The sequence below is a fragment of the Elusimicrobium minutum Pei191 genome, from assembly GCF_000020145.1.
Lineage (GTDB): Bacteria > Elusimicrobiota > Elusimicrobia > Elusimicrobiales > Elusimicrobiaceae > Elusimicrobium > Elusimicrobium minutum.
Window position 1 is genome coordinate 1,065,406 of the sequence record NC_010644.1, and the last position, 21,040, is coordinate 1,086,445.

General features: G+C 39.3%; 24 protein-coding genes. 4 read left to right on the forward strand and 20 right to left on the reverse strand.

Annotated features, from left to right (window positions below; all coding sequences use genetic code 11):
- Positions 1–2 precede the first annotated feature (2 nt).
- The 15 genes from EMIN_RS09495 to EMIN_RS05040 form a co-directional block, all read right to left on the reverse strand.
- Positions 3–125 carry a hypothetical protein gene (locus EMIN_RS09495; protein ID WP_012415139.1) on the reverse strand — a complete coding sequence of 41 codons (123 nt, stop codon included), beginning with the start codon at positions 123–125 and terminating at the stop codon, positions 3–5.
- 30 nt (positions 126–155) lie between these two features.
- Entirely contained in the window at positions 156–332 is a 177-nt protein-coding gene (locus tag EMIN_RS08595) for a Lar family restriction alleviation protein (protein ID WP_012415140.1), read from the reverse strand.
- 244 nt (positions 333–576) lie between these two features.
- Positions 577–735 (reverse strand): hypothetical protein, encoded by a 159-nt coding sequence (locus EMIN_RS08920; RefSeq protein ID WP_187146152.1) that lies wholly within the window; start codon positions 733–735, stop codon positions 577–579.
- The gene (locus tag EMIN_RS04985; RefSeq protein WP_012415142.1) at positions 732–1,379 is read right to left on the reverse strand and encodes a DnaA ATPase domain-containing protein; all 648 of its coding nucleotides are present in this window, start codon (positions 1,377–1,379) and stop codon (positions 732–734) included. The genes EMIN_RS08920 and EMIN_RS04985 overlap by 4 nt, the downstream gene beginning before the upstream one ends.
- 10 nt (positions 1,380–1,389) lie before the next feature.
- The gene (locus tag EMIN_RS08300; protein ID WP_012415143.1) at positions 1,390–2,079 is read right to left on the reverse strand and encodes a hypothetical protein; all 690 of its coding nucleotides are present in this window, start codon (positions 2,077–2,079) and stop codon (positions 1,390–1,392) included.
- Positions 2,080–2,088: 9 nt separating this feature from the next.
- Positions 2,089–2,571 carry a VRR-NUC domain-containing protein gene (locus tag EMIN_RS04995; protein WP_012415144.1) on the reverse strand — a complete coding sequence of 161 codons (483 nt, stop codon included), beginning with the start codon at positions 2,569–2,571 and terminating at the stop codon, positions 2,089–2,091.
- Positions 2,568–3,422, reverse strand: a complete 855-nt coding sequence (locus tag EMIN_RS05000) for a recombinase RecT (protein WP_012415145.1) — start codon at positions 3,420–3,422, stop codon at positions 2,568–2,570. The genes EMIN_RS04995 and EMIN_RS05000 overlap by 4 nt, the downstream gene beginning before the upstream one ends.
- A 4-nt stretch (positions 3,423–3,426) precedes the next feature.
- Positions 3,427–4,293 (reverse strand): PD-(D/E)XK nuclease-like domain-containing protein, encoded by an 867-nt coding sequence (locus tag EMIN_RS05005; protein ID WP_012415146.1) that lies wholly within the window; start codon positions 4,291–4,293, stop codon positions 3,427–3,429.
- Between the two features lie 11 nt (positions 4,294–4,304).
- Entirely contained in the window at positions 4,305–4,661 is a 357-nt protein-coding gene (locus EMIN_RS05010; protein WP_012415147.1) for a hypothetical protein, read from the reverse strand.
- Positions 4,662–4,669: 8 nt separating this feature from the next.
- On the reverse strand, positions 4,670–5,422 hold the full coding sequence (locus tag EMIN_RS05015; RefSeq protein WP_012415148.1) for a hypothetical protein: 753 nt from the start codon (positions 5,420–5,422) through the stop codon (positions 4,670–4,672).
- Between the two features lie 70 nt (positions 5,423–5,492).
- Positions 5,493–6,752 (reverse strand): ATP-binding protein, encoded by a 1,260-nt coding sequence (locus tag EMIN_RS05020; protein ID WP_012415149.1) that lies wholly within the window; start codon positions 6,750–6,752, stop codon positions 5,493–5,495.
- Positions 6,749–6,934, reverse strand: a complete 186-nt coding sequence (locus EMIN_RS05025) for a hypothetical protein (protein ID WP_012415150.1) — start codon at positions 6,932–6,934, stop codon at positions 6,749–6,751. Before EMIN_RS05025 ends, EMIN_RS05020 begins: the two co-directional genes overlap by 4 nt.
- A gap of 8 nt (positions 6,935–6,942) precedes the next feature.
- Entirely contained in the window at positions 6,943–7,167 is a 225-nt protein-coding gene (locus EMIN_RS05030) for a hypothetical protein (protein ID WP_012415151.1), read from the reverse strand.
- On the reverse strand, positions 7,139–7,318 hold the full coding sequence (locus tag EMIN_RS05035; protein WP_012415152.1) for a hypothetical protein: 180 nt from the start codon (positions 7,316–7,318) through the stop codon (positions 7,139–7,141). Before EMIN_RS05035 ends, EMIN_RS05030 begins: the two co-directional genes overlap by 29 nt.
- Before the next feature lie 2 nt (positions 7,319–7,320).
- Positions 7,321–7,572 (reverse strand): hypothetical protein, encoded by a 252-nt coding sequence (locus EMIN_RS05040; RefSeq protein WP_012415153.1) that lies wholly within the window; start codon positions 7,570–7,572, stop codon positions 7,321–7,323.
- Positions 7,573–8,351: 779 nt separating this feature from the next.
- Between EMIN_RS05040 and EMIN_RS08305 the strand changes: the two genes are divergently transcribed.
- The 3 genes from EMIN_RS08305 to EMIN_RS05060 all read left to right on the forward strand — a co-directional run bounded on the left by EMIN_RS08305 (position 8,352) and on the right by EMIN_RS05060 (position 11,210).
- Positions 8,352–9,029 carry a LexA family transcriptional regulator gene (locus EMIN_RS08305; RefSeq protein ID WP_052545822.1) on the forward strand — a complete coding sequence of 226 codons (678 nt, stop codon included), beginning with the start codon at positions 8,352–8,354 and terminating at the stop codon, positions 9,027–9,029.
- A gap of 180 nt (positions 9,030–9,209) precedes the next feature.
- Positions 9,210–10,076 (forward strand): hypothetical protein, encoded by an 867-nt coding sequence (locus EMIN_RS05055; protein ID WP_012415156.1) that lies wholly within the window; start codon positions 9,210–9,212, stop codon positions 10,074–10,076.
- Positions 10,077–10,142: 66 nt separating this feature from the next.
- The gene (locus EMIN_RS05060) at positions 10,143–11,210 is read left to right on the forward strand and encodes a tyrosine-type recombinase/integrase (protein ID WP_012415157.1); all 1,068 of its coding nucleotides are present in this window, start codon (positions 10,143–10,145) and stop codon (positions 11,208–11,210) included.
- 695 nt (positions 11,211–11,905) lie between these two features.
- On the opposite strand, the gene EMIN_RS05065 is transcribed toward EMIN_RS05060, so the two are convergent.
- Positions 11,906–12,502 carry an outer membrane beta-barrel protein gene (locus EMIN_RS05065; protein ID WP_012415158.1) on the reverse strand — a complete coding sequence of 199 codons (597 nt, stop codon included), beginning with the start codon at positions 12,500–12,502 and terminating at the stop codon, positions 11,906–11,908.
- A gap of 230 nt (positions 12,503–12,732) precedes the next feature.
- Between EMIN_RS05065 and EMIN_RS08600 the strand changes: the two genes are divergently transcribed.
- Positions 12,733–12,891, forward strand: coding sequence for a DUF1328 domain-containing protein (locus tag EMIN_RS08600; protein WP_012415159.1), 159 nt, complete (start codon positions 12,733–12,735; stop codon positions 12,889–12,891).
- A gap of 183 nt (positions 12,892–13,074) precedes the next feature.
- Here EMIN_RS08600 and EMIN_RS05075 read toward each other — a convergent pair whose 3' ends face one another.
- From EMIN_RS05075 to EMIN_RS05090, 4 genes are all read right to left on the reverse strand, one after another.
- Complete coding sequence (locus EMIN_RS05075; protein ID WP_012415160.1) at positions 13,075–14,319, reverse strand: hypothetical protein; 1,245 nt, start codon at positions 14,317–14,319, stop codon at positions 13,075–13,077.
- 347 nt (positions 14,320–14,666) lie between these two features.
- Positions 14,667–15,563, reverse strand: coding sequence for a hypothetical protein (locus EMIN_RS05080; protein WP_012415161.1), 897 nt, complete (start codon positions 15,561–15,563; stop codon positions 14,667–14,669).
- A 384-nt stretch (positions 15,564–15,947) separates the two neighbouring features.
- On the reverse strand, positions 15,948–17,171 hold the full coding sequence (locus EMIN_RS05085; protein ID WP_012415162.1) for an MFS transporter: 1,224 nt from the start codon (positions 17,169–17,171) through the stop codon (positions 15,948–15,950).
- Positions 17,172–17,173: 2 nt separating this feature from the next.
- The gene (locus EMIN_RS05090) at positions 17,174–21,028 is read right to left on the reverse strand and encodes a non-ribosomal peptide synthetase (RefSeq protein ID WP_012415163.1); all 3,855 of its coding nucleotides are present in this window, start codon (positions 21,026–21,028) and stop codon (positions 17,174–17,176) included.
- Positions 21,029–21,040: the final 12 nt, after the last annotated feature.

Below are 21,040 nucleotides of genomic sequence, written 5' to 3' on the forward strand. Positions count from 1 at the left end.
TATTACTCGTCTTTTTTCAAAGGGGTTAAAGTTGTAAAGCCGCAGTTTTCGCATTGAAGCTGCTTATGCCCCCTGTCGTTTTCTTTCCTTACCATCTTGCCGTCACACCAAATACAAGTAGCCATAGCTTTTCTCTCCTAAAGTAATTTTTTATATTATCTTGCCCTCCTGTTCCATGCTTCTATTAGTTTGGGAACGTCTTTTTCCCATTGTAGCCCTGCAACGCGGAACATAGCATTACAGGCAAGGCAAAAAATATAGTGCGGGTAGGCATTGTTTGTATGTACATCTTTGCTACCGCAAAACGGACACGGCTTTAATTCTTCGCTCATATATTTACTCCTGATTTATCAGAGTTTGCTTGTATCATTCCATTTATACAAACCACCTCTATGACTATATTTCTGCGTTTAATAACATGGATTTCATATTTTCCATAGCAACTTTGCAAATGCCTGGTTTTATAATTATAGACAGACTTTCCGTTAAGGCTATGCTCTGTATCTTTAATTATTGATTCAATTAACCTCTTATTCTCATACGTGCAAGCATATTCTAGTACGTTATTATATTCGCTCATTTCTCTAACCTCTTTAATTCTTTTTGTAGAGCTTTTATCCGTTCTTCATTGCGCTTAATACGGAAGCGCGTTTTCTTCATGTTGTACTTCATACGGTAGTTAGTATCTTTCCACCTATGAATTTGCACCTTTAAGGTATGGATTGCTTCGTTCATTTCATAACCCCCAAGCTTACGGCGCGCGCGTTAAAGTCCTGTCCAGCCTTTACAACCTTTTCCTTTAGGTTCCTTACGCGGTAGTCTTCCCCGGCGTTTTCTATGATCATGTCAAAAAGCCCTACGGTTCGGCTTACCGCGCGGTCGTCTTCCAAAATCTTGCTAAGCTGCTCTATGTCCTTGTTGGACGTTACAATAAGCTTCTTCTTGCCGTGGTTGCCCCACTTTTCAAAAAGGCGTATTATGGCGGCCTTCGTGGTTTCGTTCACGCCGTTTCTAAAAATATCGTCTATAAGCAGGCATTTACGGCGCGCTAGGCTGTCTATGTATTCCGTACTATCGTTTCGCATATCGGCCATTACGGCGTTTTTAAAGTCTTCCCAAAAGATAACCCGCCCGTACTCATCCGCATATTTTAAAAGGCGGTTCTTAATCGCGGTTATGGCTAAACGCGTTTTACCATTGCCGGCAGGGCCGTAAACGTACAAATTAAGCGGGTTTTCTACAAAGGCGCGGCAAGCGTCATAGTTATTCTTTGTAGGGCCTGTAACCTCAAAATCTTCAAAGGTATAGGCCATGTGTACGGGTTCAAAGCCGCTTTTTTTAAGTAATTCTAATTTTTGCCTTCTTTCTTCGTCATTCATCGGATACCCCCTAAACCTTGTATTTCCCGTCAGGGCTTGGCAGCGCGGAAGATTTAGCGCCGGCGCCGCGCTTGTTTTGCATTTGAAGTTTAAGCGTGTCGTACTTTTCCCTAAACTTCGGTATGCTCAAAATGTTTGACTTCCAAAACCCGTCCGCTTGGCACCACTTAAGCACCTGCAAAGCTTCTTCTACAGGGCGTTTGTCTATGCGCACAAGGCGGTCTTCTTCCTTGGCCCAAGCTTTAAGGTTTGCTGGCAGCTTAACATTTGGGTTGTTGGCTTTCATTAAATCGGCAAGCAAAAAAGTTAAGGGGAAGTTTTCGGGCTTAATTGTTAATTGTTTATTGTTAATTGTTAATATAAATAGTATTTCGTCCGTATTACTTCCGTTGTTCGTTTCTTCTTCGTTTGTAATACGTTCGTATCCTTTCTCTTTCTTGTTCCACCGACTTAAAACACTCTCCCGCGCTTTGTTACTTTTCTCTAAATACTTTTCTGTGTCCAAAATCACTTTTTCTTGAATTTTTGAAAAAACCATCAGAAAATTTTTATTTTCTTCAAATTTTTTGGAAATTTCCGGCCATTCCTCAAACATTTGGTAATGCTTTACGGCATCCAAAATAGAGGCCTGTTCTTTGGCTTTCAGGTTGTTTAATAAGGCCCAAAATTCCGGGTAAAATTTTATGTAAGGTATGGCCATTTGGCACTCCTAATGTTCTAAAAAGTCCTTCCAGTGCGATAAAAAATCCTCAAAGGTGTAGGAAACCGCGCAAAAAATGCCCATATTAACCGCTTCCGCTAAAAACTTTTGCTGGTTATCGCTTACCTGCCCCTTAGGGCTTTTGATACGTAGCTTGCCTGTAAGCGGGCTTATTTCCTTAACCTCGGGCTTTTTCTGTTCAAAAAAGCCAACCTTAAGGCCGTTATGCTGCACAATCACACACAAGTCCGGCGCGCCGGGCTTAAACCCCTCCGCAACCATTTTTTTGTACGCCGCGCCTATGCGTGTGGCATCTCCAAGGAAACTTAAAAATTTAAGGGCATTTGGCACCGCAAAATATATAAAGGGTATACGCGCGGACTGGTTGTCCAAAAAAGTGCATATTTCCCGCTGTAAAAGGTGTTCCAAGTCCTCTTTGCGCTTGGTTTTAAGCGGTATAAAGCCTTTACGCCGTGGGTTAAAAGGCCTCATTGGGGCTCCTCCATGCTAAATACGTCTTGCACAGTATCATCGCCGCCGGGTGCGGGCAAAGCCTCGGTTTCGGTTATTTCCTGCGGCAACGGTTTTACCGCGCTGTAGTCAACTTTGGCAGGCTGCTTACGTTCAAAGCCGGTATAACTGCGATCGTCAATTTCGTTAAGTTTTTCCATTTCCGGCTCGCCAATAAACTCCACTTTGCCTGCGCGCTTGATAATTACCTTTTTGTACATTTCGCCCGGCCATACACCCCAAACATCCTGCGTTTTGGCTTTGCCGCGCGCCAGATCAAGCTCTGCCTTTGTCATGGGTGTTACAAAGCTGTACTCGCGCCCGTGTTCAAAGTAAGATATGTAACAAAAGCCGCCTATAATGTGGTTAAAATCGGATCGCATGGGCTTTTCCGGTACATAGGAATATTCCGCCACCCCGGTAGTGCTTTTGTAGGTAAAAACGTCCTTTTCCCATAAAAGTATTGTTTGCACCACCGCGCCGGGCTTAATCTGGCGCAATTTATGCACAAACCCCATATAGCCGGGCTCATACTGTATTTCGTACTTCCCTGTGCTGTTATTTTTAACAATGGTAAGGTAAGCAAGGCGGCGGTTGTCCACAGGTATGCCGGTATCCATAGAGCATTTAAAAGCCTCTTTAATACTTTGTACGTCCACTTCGCCACGGCCTTTATCTTGGTGTCTTTTTATTACCTTATGCGCTATGTAGGCAAAGCTGACCATCATGTCCTCAATTTTCTTTTGTTCAAGGTTTTGCGCTTTGCTGTAAAAAGGTGCCTGCTCCAACAATATGCCCAAAGCGGGCGTTCTTTGTATATTTTCCGTAGTCATAAACCTATCCTTTTATTGCCTCAAAAAGTCTGTCAAAGCCGTAGCTGAAGCAGGTGCCGTTGGTGCCCATAAAGGTTTGCTCCATCAGCTCGCTGCGCCAGGCATCGGGGTCGCCGGCGTTGTATTTCTCAATACGCGCGGCTATTTTGCCAAGGGCAATATTTACAAAGTCCTCGCAAAACTCGCACGTTTCGCTGTCAATGCTTATGGGCAGTATTTTGTGCTCTTCTCCTACTATGGTGCTTTGCACAATAAACAGCATTTTAAACGGGGTTACGCCGTATTTGGCCTTAATAGCCTTTGTTTGCATGCCCGCGTCCCATTGCCAGCCGGGTATGTCTATACCCTTACTTATGTTGTCCATATTGCTTGCGCCTTTGTATTCGGTAATAACAAGGCCATCGGCTATGTTTTTGATAAGATCCAGCTTGCATTTAAGCGGCAGGCCTGTTTCCTCATCCGTCCATAAAAAGGCCTTTTCCACCGTTGCGCCCTCCAGTACGCTTTGTATAAGCGAGTAGCTTTTAAGCGTATCTATTTGCAGTTTGGCTGTATCCAGCATTTCCTGCGTTATTACGGTTTTGCCGGGGTTGTCCTCTATTACCTTTTGGAAAGCCTTTGTATTGCGCGTTCCAAAGCCGTAACCGCCTTCAATAACCAAAAACTCCTGCTCAAACTTCTGCGGCTCCAGCAGTAACATATGGCGCAGCTTACCGTTAACCATAGCGTCCGTTTCTTTGTCCGGCGTGCATTGCGGGTTTAGCTTACACCCGCGCCAAAAGGCTATGGGGTTAAGCGGATCGTACTGGTGCAACTGGCTTTTGCTTATTGCCGGGTAGGCAAAATATTCTTTATCTGTTAAAATTTGCATAATTGTCTCCGTTAAATATGGCAATCAACAACTGTAAGGATTGTGTTTGGCGTGGCGGCCTTAAGCGTCTCCAAAAATAATTTGTTATACGCCACTTCATCCTCGTCATGGGACGCGCCCCACCAACCCATTCTGCCCTTACCAAACCATTTACCGTCCTTTACAAAGGCATATGGTCTATAAGATTCTGTTTTAGCCGCCTCAATATAGGCTTCTCTGCCGGCTAAAAGCTCGTCTTGTTCAAAATAAAAACCAAATTTTTTAGATTCGTTAATGGCTTTAATTGCAGGCTGGTTATTGTAAAACTCCCTTGCCTCATCAATGTTTTTTATGCGCGTGCGTGCGCTTTCCCATGTTTCCCAGTCCATAGCCGGTGTTAGGCGGCGACTTTATCGTAAACTTCGGCAGCTTTTTTGGAGGCAGTTTCTTCCATGCTTGCAAAATCAATGTCTTTCTTTTTGGCTATGTCTGCATAACCGGGCTTGTGATTACGATTAGCACCCATTACCCCTTTTTTGCCTAAAATGCCTTCCGCGCCCTCTTTTAACTTAAAGAAACCAGACCAGCGGCCGCCGACTACAAACCAATCCCATTTAGCATTGGGATTTGTACGGTCTATAACTTTTACTACCTCACCTTTATCATCAATAAGGCAATAGCCGTATTTGTGTTTTTCATTAAGGTCAAGTGTTTCACCGGGGTTAAGGACAGTTTTACCCTCATATTCTGTGCAATATTCAGCAAATGTCATAACTGCGCTTTGTTTCACTTCAACTTTGGTGTATCCTTCGGGAATGTAGGCAATTTTTGGGCGGTAACCTTTACCATCGCCCCAATCCTTGCTTGTCCAAGAAATACCGCCGCCCCAGCCATGTCCCATAGGGTTATGTTTGGACAATTCTTCCGCTGTAGGTTCTCTGTAAAATTGATCCGCCCAAGTTACAAATAAATTGCCCTCAGCGTCTTTATAGCGTGTGGTTGTCATGGTTTCGTATTCTTTACGCAGCTTTTCCGTTTCGTCTATATCCTGTACATATTTATCGTCCTGCCCTGTACATTCAAACTCATGGTAGGGCTGCAACTGTTTTGCTGGGTCTTTTCCAAATACTATTACTGTAAAATGGCTCATAAATATCTCCTTAAAATTAAAAACATAGGGGCGGCAGGGTTTGGGCCGCCCCGGGGTAACAGTGCGCCAGTTATGCTTTCAGCTCTCCGTCCTCAATAACAAAGCCTTTGGTGCCCGTGGTGTCCACGCGCTCGGCCCATATTTGGTAGCCGCTTTCTTCCGCGCGCTGCTTAATGTACTCAAGGCTCTCGTCGTCCAAAAGGCTCGCGTCGCGTAGCAGAATTACCTTTAAATCAGGGTTTTCCGCCGTGGCAATGTCCATGCTTAGCTTTAACTGCTCCGCCGCGCTTAACTGCTTTATGGGTAACCCCTTGTAAAGCAGCTCGTTATTACCAAAGCCCAGCTCTTTTACGGGCAGGTTGGCGGATTCTATGGCCTGTTTCTTTTGGTTTTCCAGGCTTTCCATTTCATTATTTAAATGGATAACATGGGCTTCCTCGTTTATTTTTTGCGTAACAAGTTTATCCCTGTTAACGGCGGCATCAAAGGCGGCGTTTATGGTTTCCGCGTCTTTGATTTTGCTTTCAATGTCCGTGGTGTCTATGGGCTGGTTGCTGCGCATAAACTCAAGCCCGCGGCGTATATCCACGTCAAGCTGTTCAACGTCTGACTTAATGCTTAAAATTTGCGCCTCAAGCCTTTTTATTTCGTCCTGTTTGCTGATTTTCTTTTGGGTAAGGCTGTCCAGTGCGTATTTGGCCTTTTGTATTTTTTGGTTGCTTTCCTGCGCATTTTGAAGAACAGACATTAAAGTAGCCACGTCCACGCGCTCTTTGGGCACATTAACTATGGGCATGCTTTCTATTTGGGCCTCAAGGCGTTTAACTTCCCTGTTAACCTCGGTGCGCTGCTCGTACAGACTTTTGTGTTTCCTGTCCAGTTCGTCAATGTCCACCTTTAAATCGGCGTTTTTGCGGATAAATTCGTACTGCTCCTTTGCGCTCATGCGCATAAAGGCCAGCGGATCAAACCCTAAAATGCCAGTAAACTTATCAAGCACGGCCTGCGGGCTGGAGTATTTGGCCCCGTCTTTACTCGTTACCTTTATGGTGGTGGTATAATCGGTGCCCACCTCATTAACCTTAAATACGCGCTCTATAATAAGGTCGTTAAGTTCAAGGCGTATGGTGCCTTTTTCCTGCCCTTGGCGTACCGGCATTTGCTGTATATTATCTTTGCCTTTCAGCACCCACCATATAGCGTCAAGCACGGTAGATTTGCCTTGCCCATTACGGCCCGATATTTCTACAAAATTGCCTTCCGGCCTTATGGTTATGGCCTTAATCTTTTTTATGTTTTCAAGCTGTAAACTTATTATTTCTTTGCTCATAAAACCCCCTGTAAATTATTAAGTAGCGTTCCGGCAAAACAGCCCATTCCGTTAAACTTCTTAGCAGTAGAACCGCCTCCACATTTGCCTTCAGCACTTCCATTGCCGCCGGCTTCACATTCACAACAGGCAACCCATAACTTGCCCGCGGTGTCCTTGAAACTGTTTAGTTTTTTTGCCATAAGATCCCCTATTTTGCCGGCCTTTTGACTTTCTTTCCGGTGCGATCTCTAAGAACGCCACACTTATCACAAGCCGCACCCTTAAAGTAAATATTTAAGCCGTAAAAGTTTGCCGCTTTCTTTTCTTTGCGGGTTAATTTGGCTTTGGCGGCTTTCATCTGCGCGCGCTCAATTTTGCGTGTTTTAACAAAGTCCTTAACCTTCTTAATTCTTACACTTGGATTGTGTTCCATTTTCTTTAACCTCAACTTGTTTTAAATAACCTTCGTAAATTTCTTGTATTTGCTTCATTGCATTGGCTTGCGCTGGCTCCGTTAAGCCCCATATTTGTATTGCCCCATTTGCCGCGCGCCGCGCCTTGTCTAAAGCTTCTTGCAATGTCATTCTTAATCCCTTATTAAATACGCCCAAAACAGCCGTAGCAGGTCTTTTGTATCGCCTATATGCCTAAGCATTGGGTACACAGGCCCATAGTTTAAAATCCCTTTGCCAATGTGTCTTATGCTTATTTCTTCACAATCCCAATCCATACCGTCCGGCCCAACAAGCACCCACACATCTATTTTTAAAGGTGCCTTAAAGGTGTAATCTACACGGCTTAGAGTTTTGATTAAAAAGTGTGTTAAATATTTTTTCATAAGCTTTAAATTGCCAAAAGTGCAATATATATAAGAACTGCAAAAACTGTTAAGACGCGCTTTTCATTTTTGCGTGGGTTGCGCCTGCCTTCAAAAATCAAAATGAAATTTTTTATAGTGGCCATATTACACTCCCATAAGTCTGTTAATGTCTTTTTCTTGGAACCAATACAGCTTTCCCCATCTTTTTGCAATATCCCTAAAGCGTCCGTATTTGGCCTTCCATTGAATGTTTTTCACGTCCTCTCCTAATCGGAGGGCAACCTCAAAGGAATTTATGAACACTATCCCCTGACGCGTAATAACCTTCGACTTCTGTTTGTATAGGGCAGATTTTTCTTCCCATGTGTTTTTTATTGCTATCATCTCAAACCTCTCTTCTTAGTCTAATTTCGTTAAATTTGGTACAATAAAAACCGCAAGCCCTTAAAATAATCCTGCCAGGATACAGAGGTGTTTAATCTCTGCTTTTAAGGTTTGCGGTTCTTATGCGATGTTAAGACTTTACTTATTAGCTTAGGTCATAACCTGAACTAAATTTTGCTACCTAAATTTTCATCTATCGCATAAGTCCGCTTTGGCATTGCGGTTTTATTTTTGAGGTTCGGTGGTTTCGGCCGTTTGCGCTTTAGCTTTTGTTTCACCGCCGCCCTCTGCAAGATTTGTCCAGTTTGACTAGGAACAAGCCTCACTTCACTATCTATATTAAGTTTAGTAAAAATAGTGAAGAAAGTCAAGGGGGTGTCTTATGCCCTCATTTTACGACGAGGAGTGAGGATATGAATAAAATAGAAGCTCTATTAAAAGAGTGGAACAATGGCGTTTTAAAAGGCTCTCAAAAAAAATTAGCCACCAAGTTAGATGTTGGCGAAAGTGCCGTTTCTGGTTGGATTTCGGGAAGAATAAAGCCGGGATCTGACAATATTATTGCCATATCTAAAATATTTAAAAAGTCTGAAAAAGAAATAAAAGAAATTTTTGGCATTCAGGATAAAAGTAAAAAAGATTTGCCAACAATGGAGATGGTTCGTATCAACAACTATGTACCGTTTATGGGGGAAATTTACGCCGATAGATTTAACTGTGCGATACTCGAGGAGACTCCTTCACTTTATATTCCTGTTCTTCGTGGAGATGATAATGATTATGCCGCAAAAGTTCGCGGCGACTGTATGGAGCCATCACTAAAAGAAGGAACTACCATTATTCTAAGGAAATGCACTATAACAGATGTCTCCGAAGGAGAAATAGTAATTGCACGACTAGAAGATGAATGTACATTAAAACGCTTTTATTTAGAAAGTAATACTATTTGGCTTATTCCTGATAATGATGCATATGAACCTATTTTTGGGTCCATACATGAGATAGAAATTCAAGCCAAAGTAATTGACGAGTTTAGACCTCCTGCAAGAAAAAGGAGACCTAAATTCTTAGAAGAAAAAAACAAAAAATAGGGGGATGTTATGACTCAGACGATAATACTAATCGTTTTAATACTTGCTCTCTTCTACGCTGCTTATCTACTCACACACAAACTATTAAATAAGACTTATCCAACGCCATTTAAAAACTGGCAACTTGTTTCATTCGTAGTGATTGATGCAATTATTATTTTCTTTTTAGCGAGGTAATATATGAAAAAACTATTATTCACTCTACTCTTTTGCTTATTTGTTGTGCCTGCATTCGCAGTAAAGATAAATGCAGACAACTATCAACGCTATATTGGAAAGCACTTTATTTTTTTAAAGCAAAGAACTGTTCTGGGCACCCATTGCAGAATAGGCGATAAGAAGTTTGAAAAAAATAAGTATGTCGACAAGGTCCTTCTTATTAAAGATATTGACTATAAAAATAAGTCCTTGGTTTTAGAAGAAACTAAAGATAATGGGAAAACAAAAACTATAAAAACAAAAAAAATATATCCACTAGATTGTGTTGATATCCTAGAGGATTTAGATATTGCAAGGGATTTTTATATCGGAAAAACGCTATATCCAACATCTATATTTAGGGGTATTAGCAGAGATAACGAGAAAGGATATACAACAAGTTATGATGCAGAAAAAAACAAACCATATAAAATTAAAGATGTGAAATGGGGAAATTATGACTCCGCCGCTTTTAAATTAATGATAGATGACGATAATTATATTACTGCAGAACTGCCGGATCAAATCCCATACTCATTTACCGATATAAACCCTCTTATAAAACAAAGACAGGCTGACAAAAAAGCTCAACAGGAACAACAAAAATATAGAGATATTGTTATAAAAGCCTACGGAGCGAATTGGTCTAAATCTACACTAGACAAGATAAATAAAGGCGAAATTTCAGTAGGGATGACCAAACATCAAGTAGAGGCATCTTGGGGTGTTTGCTTAGAGGATCGCAAGGTTGAGTCTGCCTATGGCGTTTCAGTATGGTGTAATTATCGACAAAAAGGAAAAACCTTAAACTTTGTTAATGATGTTCTTCAAATAATCGCAGATATATAAATTAATGCCAGAAGAAGAAAAAAACCTTTACAAATAAGAATCCTAAGAAGCGAAAAAGGAAAAAGAGTGCCCCGAAAAATCACTGAACGCATCCCAGTTAAAGATTGCCCCGGACTATTTAAGGTTGGGGATATATATCTTTGTGATTTTTACCGGGCAGAGATTGGCAGGCATCGCAAAACGCTAGGAAGCAATGTTAATGACGCTAAAAACTACGTTAAATTAAAACTTGCAGGCTTGCCCACGCCTTTGGACACACTCAAGGAAAAAACCCTCTGGGGAGCCTATTGCAGGGATTATACAGATAAATACTCCATTCAAGATAAAACCACTAAACGCTTTGTAAACAAAGCCATAGAAGACTTCAACAGAATCATTGCTCCTAAATATTTGATAGATATTGATGAAAAATCCGTCTCAAAATTTGTCTCCGAAATGGACAAAGAAGGGCGTGGCAAATACTCTATAAATAGAGAACGCCGTGTAATCATTAAAATGCTGAGAGAAGCAGAAGAAATCAAAGATTATAATTATCCAAAACATTCTTGGAAACTTGTACCTAAATTTAAAGAAGCCAAAGGCCGTCTAATAAAATATTCTAAAGACCATTTAAAAAAACTATATAAGAATGCCGACTCAATGCTTAAGGCGGCCATTATGCTGGGCTCTTATGCTGGTATGAGAGTAGAAGAAGTTTTTCAGGCGGAATGGACGGATGTTAACTGGGATAGGGGTGTTATTTATGTGCAAAAGAAAGAGAATTATATCCCTAAGGATTATGAAGATAGAGAAATTCCTCTTCTAAAACCACTAAGACAATATTTATTGAAAAACAAGGGTTCTTCAAAAAACACTCATATTGTGGCGTTTAAAGATGGCAGTTCCCCTAAGACCCCTGAAGTTATATCTGCTCTGTTTAGAAGATTGGCGCACGAGCTAGGTATTCCGTATACAAAATTTCATTTATTAAGACACAACTTCGGCTCTTTTTCTGCCGAGCAAGGCATTGACCCTTTTTCAATTCAAAAAGCTATGGGTCATTCCAAACTGGAAACAACCATGATTTATATACACGATACTGAGGCGAAGGTTATCCAAGAATATAAAACAAAAATCAAAGGCACAATGTTTTAGGGATGACAAAAAGGATGACAATGCCAGTTCGGTTTGCCATTACTAAAAATATCAATAATACTAAATACTCCGACGTAAAAATACCTTTCTTAAAAAAACACGTCAGAAAAATCATTCCCGAGAGGCCCATCCAGCCCGGGGAGTTCACCTTAGAAAACCCCTCTTAGAGATACTAAGAGGGGTTTTGCTTTTTACATCTTAAAAACTCAGCCTAAAGCAACCACGTTCCGGACCACCTTAGAATTTCTTTTGTAGTGGCAAGGAGCATTTAAAATAAATACCCGTGCTGAAGTCTGCTTTTACTATATAATCAAACAAAAAATTATATACTTATATATGAATAACAGTAGTAAATAATTTTTGTCCATATGTGGAGAAAACTTTCCCTGCATATATCATAACTACACATAGGAGTTTAAATAACAATGAGCCTTCCAACAGATACATGCAAAAAATGTAATAAAACTATTTCCCCTACCCAAACAGGAAAAACCAAATTTACATACCGCTGTAACACATGTAATTTGATATGGGCTAAAAAAGTTCTTAACCCAAAGAAATAACAAACATAAATGCCCCTTAGAAACTTTCCAGATACTCATAAAATTTACTAAGTAACGGAAGCCATTTCTAAAACAGAAAACTCACTGGTCTAAGAATTGGTGAGTTTTTTGTTTTAGACTTTTGTCATAAGTTTAAAAGAAATATATCTTAACTCCCGCAAAGCCTTCAAGCCCGGTAAAATCCCGGTACATTCCGTTATTAGATATCTTGGCGTCAAAGTTATAGCCGACATCCAAACCTACACCTATAAGCTTTACTATCCTCCACTCCACGCCTGCAGCCGCATGAGGAAAGATTTCTGTCTCTGTTCCGCTCAGGTTATCTATATCATTTTGGAATTTAAGGCTGGCCCAGGTGGCGCCGCCACCAATCCAAAAATGAACACCCGTCTCATTAGGAGCATATTTATAATAAACCGTTAAAGGAACAGTTATTGTGTTTTTAAGCAATAAATCCTCATGCACGGTTTTATCCTCGGAATCTATTTTACCGAAGGAATTTAACCCCACTTTAACACCTATTCTGCTGGAGTGTCCGGAGTTAAAGTCATATCCTATTTCCGCGCCAATGATACCGTCCCGGTCAGAATAAGAATAATCTCCGTTCATAAGATCTCTGACGTTATCGTCGCTGGCGCCGATACCGCCCTTTACTCCCACAAATACTTCCGCATTTGCAGATAAACTCATTAATATAAGCGCAAATACCGCTATCGCTGTTTTTTTCATTTTTTCTCCCTTTTCATTTAATTACAATTAGAGTAGACCTTAATAAAAGTGATATAGCAAGCAATTCCTTACACTAGGAAGAATGCTTTTAGACTATATAAAAATTCATTTTGCGCAAAACATACTAGTACTGTTAAACTTTGCATAGTATGTTAGAGTATATTAAGGGGGTAGTTTTTTAACAAGATTAAAATAATAATTTAAAAATAAAAAACTGGGGAGGTAAGCTTATGTTTAAATGGGCGATAGTATTTTTTATAGTAGCCGTAGGTGCGGCGTTTCTTGGGTTTGGGGAAGTATCGGGCACTGCGGCTTGGATAGGTAAAATTGTCTTGATAGTGGCGGTAATTTTATTTATACTTTCTTTAATTTTCGGGAGACGTAAATAGAACCATTGTTCATAAGGCCGCGCTAGCGCGGCCTTTATTTTTGCACTACAAAACCCCTTTTTATAACCGTAATATACCTTGTTATCTAGTTATCAAGATAGTCCTAAAACCTACTAAGTAAAGAAAGGCATTTATTTATAAACCGGACAAAAAATACCGCGCAATATTGCGCGGTATTTTTTATTACTGGTAGGACGAGGTTTCATCAAAATATAATAAATAATCAAACCCATCTGTATTTGGGTCCAGTTTTAGAGCAAATTTTTTGCTTGATGCTTTTGTTGCTTCAAAACGGATATAATCTGAATAATCTAAAAATTCGTCTTTAGCGGAAGCGCCAAACAATATTTCTCCTTCTCTCCACGGTTTCCCGCCAACAATTGTTACAGAGAGTATTTCCTTTTCTGGTATATATTGTTTTAGAATAGAAGGAATGCTGTACTTTACGTTATAATAAGCAAGCGCAAGAGAATTATCAACATTACTTTTTATTATATGGCCCATACCTGCGATCACAACAATCTTATTTTCTTGAGCAGAAGCCAAAGAAGAGATAAAGGAGACGGCAATTCTATTTCTAGTAGAAACACTTCCGTTTGAATCATAGGCGTAACAATAAATTTCAGGAGATTCTTTTAGTATCAAATACGTCAAATAAATCCAATGCTTTAGTTGTTCATGTGTCGCAATGTTGGGATAGTGTTCCTTAGCATACACAACGGCAGCGTTCAATAATTCTTTTTCATCTTGAATAATATTAATGTTTTGTTTTAGAAAATCATATCCAAAATTTACACTTTCATCAAACTCAAGTAATAGATGTGTTATTTTATCTTCTTCTTTGGCGGTTTTGTTGTAAGCAATGATGTTTTTTACCATAGATACTGAAGGGGATCTATATACGTGATTTTCACCCAAAAGAATAATTCTGCTCTTTAATACTTCAAAAGGATTTTGCATTTTAATGGTGTTTTTTACTTTAGAAGCATAGTGTTTTTTAATTTTTTCAGGGGATAGCATCAATCTTTCTATAGTTTCTATATATCCTGGGCGATAATCTTGGGATATCACAGGTTTGGAGTTTTCTAGCGATAACTTAGCTATGACGTCAGAAAGGAATTCTTTCTCTTTGTTTGATATCTTATTTTTTTGCAGCCTTGTTTGCAAGGCCTCAATTTTTTTTGAAATTCCTTTGCCATCCTCTTTAAAAATTCGACTTTTATAATTGGAAGCATTGGATGGATGAAGGGTTAGTATCTGTTCAATATCTATATTTTTGAGGTTAATAGCTTGGTTTGTTGGGAAAAGATCTTGCAAAGAACTGATTTCAGTATTCAATTCTTTATTAGAATTTTTTTTTGGATTGTTTTGCGCAAATATGGAAATGCACAATATAAGCAACCCTGAAAAGATAATTAGTTTTTTCATACTACCTCCATATAAGAAAATTCCATATATAAACATAGCATATAGAGAGAGATAAAAACAGGGGTCTAAAGACCTACTTTATTATAGGTATTTAGACCTATGTTGCAGTCATAAGCATATTAATTCACTCCACAGAAATCTGTCTTTAAGATATGAAAGAACATAATTTTAAAAAGCATAGTTTTTTATACTATGTTTATACGCGGCAGGCATTTCAAAGCCGCGCAATCGTGCTACTTATTTATTTAACATAGAGCGCGGATAATATCCTTTTTGTGTTTAAAACACAAAATAAAAACCGCGGCTCTTACAAAACGCCGCGGTTTTTATATATAAATTAACACTGTTTAAAATAAAGCTTTCATTTTTAAACCTAAGTTATAAGGCTTTTTATCTACCGCTATATCAAATATCTGCTCACGGTAAAAAGCGCTAAAAGCCACGGTTTGGGTTAAACTGAAATCATAAGAAACCCCGTAAACTATATTTGTATAATTCCTTTCCGTATCAGGCTGGCTGTTGCCGCCAACATCTATAATAGAGCTGTGGTAATTATAATCAAAATCAAAACCCAGCGCATGCTTTTCGGTCAGATAATATCTGCCGCTGAAACCCGCCCAAAAATACCATTGGTTTTCAAAATTATCAACAAGCTCTATGGCTGATATATATCCCCCTCCGGCCCTAAGAGCAAAAGAAATATTGTCAACTTTTTTACCGGTTAAAAAATAAAGGTAATATTCGTCTGCACCTAAAGCGGGGCCGCTGTTTATGTCTACCGTTGGCGCACCGCCCGTTATGTCAAAACTTTTCTCGTTTTTAAGGTAGCTGTCAAAAACAGAAACCCTTGCGTACGCCACAACATCTAACAGCATATTTTGCCCTATATCATCGCTTATCCTGTAGCGAAGAGTTAACTCCGGGTCAGTAAAACCGGACTTGCTTAAATCATCCGAAGTTAAGGCCGGGTTGGCGTCGATATCCACTTTGCCGTAGCCAATTCCTAGACTTATGTAAAGATTATCCGCTACAGCGTAACCTATGGTTTGTTTAACCGTATATATTTTTGGATCGGACGCAAACATTGGAAAATTACTCCCAAGACCGCGGTAAAGTTTATTTAAAGAAAACTCTGTTTCCGACACGAAATTCCCTTTTTTAGGCATAAACAAAGGGTCGGCAATTTGAGCATAGGAAACTATGCTTGTTACGATAAAAATAAACGCTGCAAAAACTCTCCTCATATACTAAAGCCTCCTCCAAATATTTTGACTGCAACCTATTCTACAACATATTTAAATAAAATAATTAATATTAATTACTAAAAAACAACAACTAAGGATTTTTCCCTCCTGTATTTTTATAGAAACTTGAGTGTATAATGGCTCTTAAATTAATAAAATGCCGCCTCAAAGAGAAAATAGCTTTAAAACCCGCCTGATACTGTAAACAAAAAGTTAATTATAATAAAAAAACCCCGCTGGTTTAAGAGGGGTTTTAGCAAATATATCAATTTCATTTAAACGCATATCCGCAGGTTTTGCAATCTTTATTTTAAGTTTGCCATTATTCCCGCAATACGTTTTGGAATAAGTGCTTTTAACAAAAATTAACTTGAGGAAGAGTTATTAAGGCTCTCTTTTTTTTTGTTCCGGTTTTAAAATATAAACCCCCGCAAATCCCGCCAAAATCACTATTGTTAAAATCAGATATCCGTCGGTAACTTTAAACACGTCCATATAATAACCTATAAAATAAACCAACGCGGCCTGAAAAACGGTTGTAATTGCCGTTAAAAACACAATGGTGCGCCCAAGAAATTCTTTGCCGGTAAGCTCCATAAATTTAGCGTTTAAAATAATTCTTAAAGAAGCTATAAACAAACCGCTTAGAAATATCGCGATATAAAAACCCGCCACAAATCTGTTTAATGAGAAACTAAAAAGCACCGCGGCAGATAAAACAAATAAAACAAACTGCAGGAGTTCTTTTTTTATAAATGACGAAACCCACGCTGTAAGAAAACCCGAAAGCAGCGCGCCGGAAGCAAAAAACATTTCCCCCGCTCCGTATACTCTTGAATCCTGCTTTAAAAACTGCTCAACATAACCGGGAATAACAGTATTAGACGCAGCGATAACTATACCTGGGAAAAACACTATTAAACCAAACAGCAGCAAAACTTTATTTTCTCTAAAATACCGCAAACCTTCTTTTAAATTTTCAAAATAGGTTTTCCCCGCGTGAGATTTGGAATTTAAATCCGTTCCGGCCAAATCTTCATCTAACATAATGTAAGAAAGCAATAAAGTAAAAGAGGCGGTAAGCATAAGAACGTTAAACCCGAAACCGTGGTATATAAATCCGGTAGCCAGCGCCGCTAAAACTGCACCGCATTGTATTGCTATTTCAAAAACAGAATTGCCTTTAATAAGTTTTTGCGCGGGAGCAACTTGCGCCAAAGCGGCGCGGGAAACCGCCGCATACAGCATCATAACAGGCATGCTTAACACAGCCAAACCGTAAATAAGAAAAATAACCGGAAAGTTCAAATAATTAAGCCCTGCCGCAGCAATAAAAATAAATGCTTCTATAAGCAGACAAAACTTAAGTATTTTTATCTTATTATATTTATCAGCCAGAGAGCCGAAAAACAGCAACGCGCAAAAAGACGCTATTAATGAAACCGCCCCATAAACACCTAAAATCCTGTTTTGCCCCGTAACGTTTATAATAAACCAGTTAACGCCGATAATACCTATATTAAGGCCTATAAACGCCATTATATTGGCCTTTAAAAAACTACCCAGATTTTCACCTAAAATATTATTATAATATTGTTTTATTTTCACTGTTACTCATCCTTATTTATTCTGGCAATTATTTTCTCAAGCGCGCCGCCTTTCATAAAATCGTCATGAACAGCCTCTATTTTTATAATTTCCAAATTATTTACATATTTGGAAAAGCCGTTATCAATTCTCCCAATCTCTTCTGTCTGGGCGGTAAAAAGCAATTCTCTTAACTCACCTTTAATCATTCTTGGAACAGGTGATATTTTTGTAGATTTAAACAATATTACCTTACCGCCGTAAGGCTTGGGATTATAGGAAAAAATATCATTCATCATTCTTTTATTGTTTTCAACCAGCCTTTCTGTAAGGCCCAGCTTTTTAAATCTTTCAAACATAGGGTCATTTTTAAGATAGTCATGAAAGAAAGATGTTTGGTTTAATTTATCATTAAGCTTTTTTCTTTGCTCGGAATAATCAACGCCCGGATCTAGCAAAAAAAGTTTTTCAATACTTTCGCCTTGCGCGCTTAGTTGCGCGGCCATCTCATAAGCAACCAATCCTCCGAAGGACCATCCTCCCAAAATATACGGGCCTTGCGGCTTTACGGCATGCATATATTGAATATATTTTTTTGCAATATTTTCCACGCCTGCAATGATTTCCTTATCTTGGAAAAGGTTATACGGCTCTATCCCGTAAAAAGGACAGTCTTTTCTTAACTTTCTTGCCAGCGGCAAATACGCTTCCGGCCCGGTGTTGCCCGTATGCACAAAAAACATAGGATTTTTGGCCCCTTTATCAGAGAAAACATGAATCATTGGAAAAGGGTTGTTTTTAGACAAATATTCGGATTGCTGCCTAAGTACCGGGTAACGAAAAATTTCCGCGGGGTTAATTTTTTTATTAAAAATTTCCCTTATCCTTAAAACAAGTTCCGTTGTTGATAAAGAAGTTCCGCCAAGATCAAAAAAATTGTCATTAGCGCTTATTTTATCAAGTTTTATTCCCAAAATTTCAGCCCATATAATTGCAATTTCTTTTTCCGCAATGCCTTGAGGAGCGGCAAAATTATCTCTCCTGACTACTCCGAATACCGGCGGCGGCAATTTGCGGTGAGCGACTTTACCGTTAGGATTAAAGGGAATAGCCTCAATCTGAGTTGTAGTGGCGGGCACCATATAAGAAGGAAGTTCCTGCTCAATAAACTTATGAAGCTCTGTTATATCAATTTTTTTATCCGCCACTATATAAGCAAGCGCTCTTTTACCGCCGCCCGGAGCGTCATTAGCAATAACAACCGCGTCTTTTACGGCGGGGTATGCGCGTATTCTGCCTTCTATTTCGGTAAGCTCAACCCTGAAACCGCGTATTTTTACCTGGGAATCACGCCTGCCCATAAAATCAATATCCCCGCCGGGTAAATATCTGGCTATATCGCCTGTTCGGTATATTTTGTCAAAACCCGCTTCACGGATAAAAGGATTTTCCACAAATTTTTCTTTAGTTTCTTGGGGGTTATCCAAGTAACCTTTTGCAAGCTGCGGGCCTGCTATACAAAGTTCACCCACTACTCCTACGGGAGCTATGTTATTATATTTATCAAGCATAAAAATAGCGCTGTTAGGCACAGGCTTACCCAAAGGTATACGCTCATATAACTTATCAACTATAAACATACTGGCGCAGGCGGTGCACTCCGTGGGGCCGTAGCCGTTATATAAAAGATAGCCTTTTGGCGGTTCTAATGGAACCAAAGCTTCCCCGCCTACCATAAGGTATTTTAAAGAATTATTGCTTATTGTTTCGGCGAATTTGCGGCCCATTTGAGTTGTCATAAAAACGCTTGTTACGCTGTTTTTTTCAAAATAATCATTTAACCTGGTAAGGTCAAGTTTAAGTTCATCGGCTATTACATGCAGGCAAGAGCCGCAGTATAGGGAAGAAAAAATATCCATCATGGAAGCGTCAAAACCAAAGCTGGCGTAAGTTGCCATATTGTCTGTATTTTTAACGCCAAGCTTTTGCTTAACCCAAACGCACAAAGCCATAATGTTAGCATGCGTTATAATAACGCCTTTAGGAGTGCCTGTCGTGCCTGATGTATAAAGCACCACCGCGCAATCTGAAGGGGCTACGCCGGCAATATCTTTTTTATCTTCAGGCGATTTAAGAAAATAAATATCTTTCGTAAGTAAAACACCGCATTCACATTCCGGCAAAAGATAAAGAAGATCCTCGTCGGCTATCAAAATTTTGGCTTTAGTTTGCTGCAACATAAATTTAAGCCTTTCGGGCGGATACACAAAATCAAAAGGCACATAAGCCGCGCCCGCTTTAACCGCGCCTAAAACACAAACGGGCATAAGCTCGCTTCGTTTTACCAAAATAGCAATGCAGTCACCCTTTTTTACTCCCCTCTCCCTAAGTTTAGCGGCAATATTGTCAGAAATATTTTTTACCTGCTTATAAGTTAAAACTTTATCCTCATATTTTATTGCGGGATTTTCGGGAAAATCTTTGGCGTTTTGCTCAAAAACGTCAATCACCGTCATTGTTTTATCATATTCTATTTCCGAACCTTTAAACTTTTTAAGAATATGGTTTCTTTGAGGCTCCGGAAGGAGTGAAATAGAAGAAAGTTTCTTTTCCTCACTGCCTTTTGCGGTTATATTTTTAATAACAAATTCAAGCTGCTCTAAAATATTTTTAGGAATACGGCTTTCATAAAGAATATCCGAGTAGGACAAAACCAGCCTGATAATATCCCCCCGCCGCAGAAATTCAAATTGTAAATCAACCGGGTAGCCTTCCGTATTACGCGGCTCCTGCCTGATTGTAAGGCCTGCCACATTCACGTCAGGAAACTCATATAAATAATTTACGATAACATCAAATAGAGGATGCCTGCTTAAATCACGGCGCGACACAAAAGAAGAAACAAGCGAAGACAAAGGATAGGACTGGTTTTTTTTAGCTTCTTTTAAAAGGACTGCCGCTTCGGCAATAAAATCTTTTAAAAGCATATCCCCTTTTGGTTTTAAACGAAGCGGAATTATATTTGAAAACATACCTACAATATTTTTCGTTTCTTCCGTATCTCTGCCGCTCATGGCTGAACCGAATGTAATATCTTCACTCGCGCAATACTTGCCTATCGTTACCGCGCAGGCCGCCATTATAATAACATAAGGCATTACGCCAAACTCTTTTGCTTTATTTAAAATCATGTTTGCTTCTATAACACTTTCCAAACGGCTGTTGCTTGCGGGCAGCACGTCAGGCCTTTTAGCTATTGCGATGGGCATGTCATTTTCAGGCACACCGTCAACGAAAATATTTTTAAAGAACTTTTTTTTCTTTTTAAGTTCTTCCTCATTGTTTTGTTGTGAAACGGCGAAGTCAAGATAATCAGCCTGTAAAGGAAGCTTTAGATTTTCATTTTCATAAAGCTGCCAAAGTTCATTTATAAAAATACTTATACCTATGCCGTCAATAATTATGTGGTGCGCCTCAAAAAGAAAAATATTCTTTTTTTGTCCGACTTTAAAAAGAGTAAAGCGGAATAATTTATCATTGGAGATATCATACGGTTTATTGGAAGCGTTTATTTCTTCTTTAGCGAGTTGTAAGGAACATTCTTTGATTGTAAGAACATTTGATACTTTATCAAAAATTTTACGGATAAATTTATTTTCCCGCAAAGGATAGTGGGAACGCATAATCCTATGCCTTTCAATAAGACGGCAAAGGGCTTTCTCAAACTTTATTTCGTCCAGCTCGCCCGTTATTGTAAACTCAAATTTAATGTTATATACAGTGCTGCCGGGGTTTATGCCGTATTCTGTAATTATTTGGCGTTCATTATATGTAAGGGGCCAAACTTCGGGAGTTGTTTTTCTTTGTTGTATGGGCATGATAGGTTTCCT

Coding starts and splice junctions, on each gene's coding strand:
- EMIN_RS09495 (WP_012415139.1), bottom strand. CDS start 125: ATGGCTACTTGTATTTGGTGTGACGGCAAGATGGTAAGGAAAGAAAAC.
- EMIN_RS08595 (WP_012415140.1), bottom strand. CDS start 332: ATGAGCGAAGAATTAAAGCCGTGTCCGTTTTGCGGTAGCAAAGATGTA.
- EMIN_RS08920 (WP_187146152.1), bottom strand. CDS start 735: ATGAACGAAGCAATCCATACCTTAAAGGTGCAAATTCATAGGTGGAAA.
- EMIN_RS04985 (WP_012415142.1), bottom strand. CDS start 1,379: ATGAATGACGAAGAAAGAAGGCAAAAATTAGAATTACTTAAAAAAAGC.
- EMIN_RS08300 (WP_012415143.1), bottom strand. CDS start 2,079: ATGGCCATACCTTACATAAAATTTTACCCGGAATTTTGGGCCTTATTA.
- EMIN_RS04995 (WP_012415144.1), bottom strand. CDS start 2,571: ATGAGGCCTTTTAACCCACGGCGTAAAGGCTTTATACCGCTTAAAACC.
- EMIN_RS05000 (WP_012415145.1), bottom strand. CDS start 3,422: ATGACTACGGAAAATATACAAAGAACGCCCGCTTTGGGCATATTGTTG.
- EMIN_RS05005 (WP_012415146.1), bottom strand. CDS start 4,293: ATGCAAATTTTAACAGATAAAGAATATTTTGCCTACCCGGCAATAAGC.
- EMIN_RS05010 (WP_012415147.1), bottom strand. CDS start 4,661: ATGGACTGGGAAACATGGGAAAGCGCACGCACGCGCATAAAAAACATT.
- EMIN_RS05015 (WP_012415148.1), bottom strand. CDS start 5,422: ATGAGCCATTTTACAGTAATAGTATTTGGAAAAGACCCAGCAAAACAG.
- EMIN_RS05020 (WP_012415149.1), bottom strand. CDS start 6,752: ATGAGCAAAGAAATAATAAGTTTACAGCTTGAAAACATAAAAAAGATT.
- EMIN_RS05025 (WP_012415150.1), bottom strand. CDS start 6,934: ATGGCAAAAAAACTAAACAGTTTCAAGGACACCGCGGGCAAGTTATGG.
- EMIN_RS05030 (WP_012415151.1), bottom strand. CDS start 7,167: ATGGAACACAATCCAAGTGTAAGAATTAAGAAGGTTAAGGACTTTGTT.
- EMIN_RS05035 (WP_012415152.1), bottom strand. CDS start 7,318: ATGACATTGCAAGAAGCTTTAGACAAGGCGCGGCGCGCGGCAAATGGG.
- EMIN_RS05040 (WP_012415153.1), bottom strand. CDS start 7,572: ATGAAAAAATATTTAACACACTTTTTAATCAAAACTCTAAGCCGTGTA.
- EMIN_RS08305 (WP_052545822.1), top strand. CDS start 8,352: ATGAATAAAATAGAAGCTCTATTAAAAGAGTGGAACAATGGCGTTTTA.
- EMIN_RS05055 (WP_012415156.1), top strand. CDS start 9,210: ATGAAAAAACTATTATTCACTCTACTCTTTTGCTTATTTGTTGTGCCT.
- EMIN_RS05065 (WP_012415158.1), bottom strand. CDS start 12,502: ATGAAAAAAACAGCGATAGCGGTATTTGCGCTTATATTAATGAGTTTA.
- EMIN_RS08600 (WP_012415159.1), top strand. CDS start 12,733: ATGTTTAAATGGGCGATAGTATTTTTTATAGTAGCCGTAGGTGCGGCG.
- EMIN_RS05075 (WP_012415160.1), bottom strand. CDS start 14,319: ATGAAAAAACTAATTATCTTTTCAGGGTTGCTTATATTGTGCATTTCC.
- EMIN_RS05080 (WP_012415161.1), bottom strand. CDS start 15,563: ATGAGGAGAGTTTTTGCAGCGTTTATTTTTATCGTAACAAGCATAGTT.
- EMIN_RS05090 (WP_012415163.1), bottom strand. CDS start 21,028: ATGCCCATACAACAAAGAAAAACAACTCCCGAAGTTTGGCCCCTTACA.